The following is a 6640-nucleotide window of genomic DNA, read 5'->3' on the forward strand; positions in this document are numbered from 1 at the left end:
GCACGGTGACGTTGTGCTCCTCGCGCAGCACGCTGATCAGCGCCTTGAGGTCTTCGGTTTCCTTGGGGTTCAGGCCGGCGGCCGGTTCGTCGAGCATGAGGATCCGCGGACGGGTCATCATGCAGCGGGCGATCTCCAGGCGGCGCTGCTGACCGTAGGCCAGGGTGCCGGCGGGACGGTTGGCGAACTCCTTGAGGTTGACCTTGTCCAGCCAGTAGCCGGCGTACTCCATGGCTTCCTGCTCGCTCTTGCGGAACGACGGGGTCTTGAACAGCCCGGACAGGAAGTTGGTGTTCAGGTGGCGGTGCTGGGCGATCAGCAGGTTCTCCAGCGCCGTCATTTCCTTGAACAGGCGCACGTTCTGGAAGGTGCGCACCACGCCCTTGAGCGCGATCTTGTGGCCCGGCAGGCCCTGGATCGGCTCGCCGTCCAGCAGGATGCTGCCGCCGGTGGGCTGGTAGAAGCCGGTCAGGCAGTTGAACACGGTGGTCTTGCCCGCGCCGTTGGGCCCGATCAGCGCCACCACTTGTTTCTCCTTCACGGTCAGGGCCACGCCATTGACCGCCAGCAGGCCGCCGAAGCGCATGCTCAGGTTTTCGACTTTCAGGATCTCGCGGCTCATTTGCGCAACTCCATGTGTGGGCGTTGCATCGGCAGCAGACCTTGTGGACGCCAGATCATCATCAACACCATCAGGGCACCGAACATCAGCATCCGGTACTCGCTGAACTCACGCATCATTTCCGGCAGCAGGATCATCACCACGGCGGCCAGGATCACGCCCAGCTGCGAGCCCATGCCGCCCAGCACCACGATGGCGAGGATGATCGCCGACTCGATGAAGGTGAACGACTCCGGGGTCACCAGGCCTTGGCGCGCAGCGAAGAAGCTGCCGGCGAAACCGGCGAAGCTGGCGCCCAGGGTGAAGGCCGAGAGCTTGATCACGGTCGGGTTCAGGCCCAGCGCGCGGCAGGCGATCTCGTCTTCGCGCAGCGCTTCCCAGGCGCGGCCGATCGGCATGCGCAGCAGGCGGTTGATGATGAACAGCGCGCCCAGGGCCAGCAGCAGGGCCACCAGGTACAGGAACACCACTTTGCTCACCGGGTTGTAGGTCAGCCCGAAGAACTCGTGGAACGTCTGCATGCCTTCGCTGGCCGAGCGTTCGAAGCTCAGGCCGAAGAAGGTCGGCTTGGGAATGTTGCTGATGCCGTTCGGGCCGCCCGTGAGGTCGGTGAGGTTACGCAGGAACAGGCGGATGATCTCACCGAAGCCCAGGGTCACGATGGCCAGGTAGTCACCGCGCAGGCGCAGCACCGGGAAGCCCAGCAGGAAGCCGAAGGAGGCCGCCATCAGGCCGGCGATCGGCAGGCACAGCCAGAAGCTCCAGCCGAAGTAGTGCGACAGCAGCGCGTAGCTGTAGGCGCCCACGGCGTAGAAGCCCACGTAGCCCAGGTCGAGCAGGCCGGCCAGGCCCACCACGATGTTCAGGCCCAGGCCCAGCAGCACGTAGATCAGGATCAGGGTGGCGATGTCCACCGCACCGCGCGAGCCGAAGAACGGCCAGATCAGCGCGACCACGATCAGGCCGATGATGATCCAGCGCTGGGTGCGCGGCAGGGTCAGGAACTGACTGACCTTGGGCGAGACCAGCGGGCCGCGGTCGGTGCGCATCAGCGCACTGAACTGTTCGCTGAACAGCACCCGCAGGAACATCAGCACCGAGCACAGGGCGATGACGGTGAGCGTCAGCGGGCCGGTGCCGTGCACTTCGAGGTTGATGCCGACGATGCTCAGCTTGAGGCCGAGGACAGGGAAGGCCACGGCCCAGACCAGCAGGGCGCTGAACAGCGCTTGTTTAAGATGTTTGCTCATACTTTCTCAACCTCCGGACGGCCCAGGATGCCGGTCGGCCGGAACAACAGAACCAGGACCAGAAGACCGAACGCCACCACGTCCTTGTATTGGTCGCCGAAGATGTCGGCGCCGAACGCTTCGGCCACACCCAGCACCAGCCCGCCGAGCATCGCGCCCGGAATACTGCCGATGCCGCCCAATACCGCCGCGGTGAAGGCCTTCAGGCCCACCAGGAAGCCGGCGTTGGGGTTGATCACGCCGTACTGCATGCTCAGCAGCACGGCGGCGACCGCGGCCAGCGCGGCACCGATGACGAAGGTCAGGGCGATGATGTTGTTGGTGTTGATGCCCAGCAGGTTGGCCATCTTGATGTCCTCGGCGCAGGCGCGGCAGGCGCGGCCCAGGCGGGAACGGGAGATGAACGTGGTCAGGCCCAGCATCGCGATCAGCGTCACGACGAAGACCAGGATCTGCATGTAGGAAATCAGGACTTCCTCGGCGCCGCCCGGGCCGAAGGAGAAGCTCCCCGGAATCAGGTTGGGGATGGATTTGTCCTTGGAGTCCTGGGACAGCAGCACGGTGTTCTGCAGGAAAATCGACATGCCGATGGCGGAGATCAGCGGGATCAGACGGTTGCTGCCGCGCAGGGGGCGGTAGGCGACGCGTTCGATGCTGTAGCCGTAGGCACTGGTGACGACGATCGACGCGATGAACGCGGCGGTCATGAGCAGCGGCAGTGAGTGGATGCCCATCATGGCCAGCCCGGCAAGGGCGATGAAGGCCACGTAGGAACCAATCATGTAGACCTCGCCATGGGCGAAGTTAATCATTCCAATGATGCCGTAAACCATTGTGTAGCCAATGGCTATCAACGCATACGTGCTGCCAATGGTCAGTCCATTAACCAGCTGTTGGAAAAAATGATAGATCTCAGGCATTACAGCGCTCCTAAAAACCCGATACGCATTTCACTGGTGGAGTCATGTTCCGGCCCTGTGCTGTGTTCTGTGGCCACATTTGCACGGAGCGTTTGCCAGCGAACCGCTGGTGACGGTTTTAAGATTTTCAGGTGAACCAGCGCCCGGATCGCGGGCGACTGGCCCATAAACCTCGTAAAACAAAGCCCACTGCTCGCACAGTGGGCTTGCTGACCGGAAATGCCAGGCTTACTGAGGGGAGACTTCGGTTTTCGGCTTGCCGAAGTGCCACTGGTAGACCACGAACTTGAAGTCCTTCAGGTCGCCCTTGGCGTCGTAGGACAGGTCGCCGGTCGGGGTCTTGAAGGTGCCGGCGTGGATGGCTTCGGCCACCTTGGCGGTGTCTTCGGACTTGGCGGCCTTGATGCCTTCGGCGATCAGCTCGACGGCGGAGTAGGCCGGGAACACGAACGGACCGCTCGGATCCTTGCCGTCAGCCTTGATGGCGTCGACGATGGCCTTGTTCGCAGGGTCGGCGTCGAAGGACTTCGGCAGGGTCACCAGCAGGCCTTCGGAGGCGTCCTGGGCGATCTGCGAGATGGAGTCGTTGCCGACGCCTTCCGGCCCCATGAACTTGGCGTTCAGGCCTTTTTCCTTGGACTGGCGCAGGATCAGGCCCAGCTCAGGGTGGTAGCCGCCGTAGTAGACGAAGTCGACGTTGGCTTGCTTGAGTTTCTGGATGATCGAGGAGAAGTCCTTGTCGCCGGCGTTCAGGCCTTCGAACACGGCCACTTTCACGCCTTTGCCTTCGAGGGTCTTCTTGACGGCGGTGGCGATGCCTTCACCGTACTGCTGCTTGTCGTGCAGGACCGCGACGACCTTCGGCTTCACGTGGTCGGCGATGTAGTTGCCGGCCGCAGGGCCCTGGGCGCTGTCCAGGCCGATGGTGCGGAACACCAGCTTGTAGCCGCGGGTGGTGATGTCGGGGCTGGTGGCCGCCGGGGTGATCATGATCACGCCTTCGTCTTCGTAGATGTCCGAAGCCGGCTGAGTGGAGCTGGAGCACAGGTGGCCGACCACGAACTTGACGCCGTCGTTGACCACTTTGTTGGCTACGGCTACGGCTTGTTTAGGGTCGCAGGCGTCGTCGTATTCCTTGGCTTCGAGCATCTTGCCGTCGACGCCGCCCTTGGCGTTGATGTCCTTGATGGCTTGCTTGGCGCCGACGAACTGCATGTCGCCGTACTGGGTCACCGGGCCGGTCTTGGGACCTGCGATACCGATCTTGATGGTGTCGGCGGCGAACGAATGGCTGGCAACCCCGGCCAGAACCATAGCGGCAAACAGTTTGGAAATCTGCTTAGTAGCCTTAGTCATAGTGCTCCACTCTTGCTGTTGTATTTTTTAGAGTCCTGGCGCCGTAGCAGCAGAACCGGGTCCGATATCTTTGCGATACCTTCCGGAAATGCCCCCGGCAACTGTACCGGTACAGTGTAGAGCGCCGGTTGTTGGCCTGGGAAGCTGGCGCCAGGGGGCAAATCCTGAGGGTGTCGCTTTGATGAAAGAAAAAGACAGAATTGCGGCGGGACGTTCAGGGGGCTTATGCCCCAATCATCAGCATTCCTTGGCGTTCCTGCTCTTTTCGTTCGGTACAGCCGATTGCAACCGGGTTTTTCTGCCAGACCACCGACGTTATCATTCGCGCCGATTTCTTTTCCGGACAGTCCCATGAATCAAGAACCTAGCACCCTCTATGCCAAGCTGCTTGGTGAAACCGCATCCATCCGCTGGAAGGAGCTGGAGCGCTTCTATGCCCAGGGTGCCCTATTGTGGGTCGATCCCGGGCTGGATCTGATCGCGGTCGCCGAGGCCGTGGCGTCGGACGAGGGCGAGAAAGTGGCCGCCTGGTTGACCGCCGAGAAGGTCGCCAAGCTCTCTGAAACGCGGGCGCTGGACATTTTCGGGCGCGACCCCGAGATGTGGGCGGTGGTGGTGCGGCCGTGGATTCTGATCCAGGAAAGGGCGACGGACTGACAGCGTGCACCGAATGTGTGCGTGATGCCGTCGGCGAAAAGTGTGTAGCCGAGTAGCGTGATGGCACGTTGCCGTAGAGAAATGCCACAGGCGGAGGTGGCATCACGGTGACGTAAACGTAACGGGAACAGTTCATCGGGCAGCCTGAGGGCTGCTCAATTGTTTCTGGATGTTGAGAAGTTGGTTTTACGCTCCCCGCAAAAACGGTAGGAGCTTGCCTGCAAGCGATGAGGTCGGCACATCCGGCATCACCGGTGCCTGATCCACCGCCATCGCCAGCAGGCTGGCTCCCACAGAGGATTGCAGGAGCTTCCCACAGGACTGCGGTGAGTCCTGCGGGAGCGGCCCGGCCCGGGATCAGGCCGTGTAGGTGCGCCCGGTGTGGCTGTTGAGCGAGATGACCTTGGTCTTGCCGATCCGGTGACGGTAGATCTCGCGCAGGTACTTGATGGCCTTCTTCACGCAATCGCGGGACAGGCGGATGTCGTTGATCGAGACGAACTTCTCTTTGTCGTTGATCAGCTCGCGGTACTTCTTCTCGTACATCGGCTTGATCGCGTACCAGTTGGTGTCGAGGATCTTCGCCGGGTTCTCGAATTCGTTGAGCAGGTCGTCGATGCGGTCTTCGTCGAAGTCCTCGTGGATGATGAAGTCCAGGATCGAGTTGTCCAGGGTCTCGTCGAAGCGGTACGGGTTCTTCGCGAAGCAACGCTTGATGAACGCCACGATCAGGGTCAGGAAGTCGTCCGACAGGCACGGGCTCTTGGCGATCAGGGTGGTCAGCGACAGGTTGGCCGAGGCGCCGATCACCAGCGCGTAGCGCTTGAGCGTGGTGTTGGGGAACAGGCTGTTGAGGTGGGTCTTCAACCGGTTCAGGTCCATGTACGACAGCTTGTAGTCCTTGGGCAGCGAGACGATCGAGACCACCGACGAGCAGTTCTTGAAGAAGTGCAGGTCGTGCAGGGCCGCCGCGTCGTAGCCGGAGTTCTTGTACTGCTCCAGCGAGGCGCGGTAGCGCTTGGATTCGATCGGCAGCAGGCTGATGCCTTCGATGGCCTGGGTGACCTTGTTGAAGTGCGGCAGGTCGATGGAGCGGAAGAACAGGTCGTCGATGTTCAGGCGCTGCGGCTCCTTGTCGAACACCTTGAACTTGTCGCTGCTCGGCGGCGGGGTCTCCGGCACCACGGACTCGGCGTAGGCGATGGCCACAGGGCCCGCCAGGCTCATGAACAGGTCGTTGGCGTCCAGGCGGATGGTCTCGCCGATGTCGATCCCGGCGCGGCGGAAGTAGTTCTGGTCGTAGTCGGTGGTCACCGCCTGCGCCGTCAGGATGTTGAAGATCTGCTGCGAGATGTACTGGTTGGCGTGCTTCTCCATCGCATTGACGTCAATGTTCTGGATGTTGCCGTCATCGTTCTCTTCGGCGTAACGCATGATGTCGTTGGAGATCAGCATCATGGCGTTCCACGGGCGGATGCGGCCCATGACGCTGGCTTCGCTGCTGTCTTCGTTGGCGAAGTTGTACGAGAAATCCCATTCTTCCGACAGGTATTTGCACAGCAGGCGACCGGCGTTGATGTGCAACGCTTCGGACATTTCGCTGCGGTGGTCGGAGATGTTCGGCAGCACGCAGATGCCGCTGGTGAAGATCGGTTCGAACACGAACGAATGGCCGCTCTTGCCGTCGTGCTCGTCCATCGGCTTGGTGTCGAACGTCTTGTTCATGTACGAGTGCTGCTGGCCAGGCCGAACTCCGAGGCCATGCCCGAACCGGTGCCGCCGCCGGCGCTGAAGATCGAGACGTACAGGCGCGACTGGTTGGCCGGGAGGCCGCC

At 61.8% G+C, this 6640-nt stretch carries 5 protein-coding genes and 1 pseudogene; 1 reads left to right on the top strand and 5 read right to left on the bottom strand.

Features of this window, described 5'->3' with window-relative positions; translation table 11 throughout:
- From livG to ACIP0B_RS27540, 4 genes are all read right to left on the bottom strand, one after another.
- The coding region (livG, locus tag ACIP0B_RS27525) for a high-affinity branched-chain amino acid ABC transporter ATP-binding protein LivG (RefSeq protein WP_400838179.1) at positions 1–622 on the bottom strand (622 nt) is incomplete at its 3' end.
- Positions 619–1872, bottom strand: a complete 1254-nt coding sequence (locus ACIP0B_RS27530; RefSeq protein ID WP_217893344.1) for a high-affinity branched-chain amino acid ABC transporter permease LivM — start codon at positions 1870–1872, stop codon at positions 619–621. The genes livG and ACIP0B_RS27530, both read right to left, overlap by 4 nt.
- Positions 1869–2792: a high-affinity branched-chain amino acid ABC transporter permease LivH gene (gene livH / locus ACIP0B_RS27535; protein WP_085581658.1), complete on the bottom strand. Its 924-nt coding sequence runs from the start codon at positions 2790–2792 to the stop codon at positions 1869–1871. The genes ACIP0B_RS27530 and livH overlap by 4 nt, the downstream gene beginning before the upstream one ends.
- A 228-nt stretch (positions 2793–3020) precedes the next feature.
- Entirely contained in the window at positions 3021–4148 is a 1128-nt protein-coding gene (locus tag ACIP0B_RS27540; protein ID WP_217834657.1) for a branched-chain amino acid ABC transporter substrate-binding protein, read from the bottom strand.
- 351 nt (positions 4149–4499) lie between these two features.
- Here ACIP0B_RS27540 and ACIP0B_RS27545 point away from each other — a divergent pair, with 351 nt between their 5' ends.
- Positions 4500–4805 carry a DUF2288 domain-containing protein gene (locus ACIP0B_RS27545; protein ID WP_400838184.1) on the top strand — a complete coding sequence of 102 codons (306 nt, stop codon included), beginning with the start codon at positions 4500–4502 and terminating at the stop codon, positions 4803–4805.
- 357 nt (positions 4806–5162) lie between these two features.
- On the opposite strand, the pseudogene ACIP0B_RS27550 reads toward ACIP0B_RS27545, so the two are convergent.
- Positions 5163–6640: pseudogene (locus tag ACIP0B_RS27550) on the bottom strand (hypothetical protein); the annotation flags it as partial.

Origin of the sequence: Pseudomonas sp. NPDC089534 (assembly GCF_044749305.1) — a bacterium.
Classification (GTDB): domain Bacteria; phylum Pseudomonadota; class Gammaproteobacteria; order Pseudomonadales; family Pseudomonadaceae; genus Aquipseudomonas; species Aquipseudomonas ekonensis.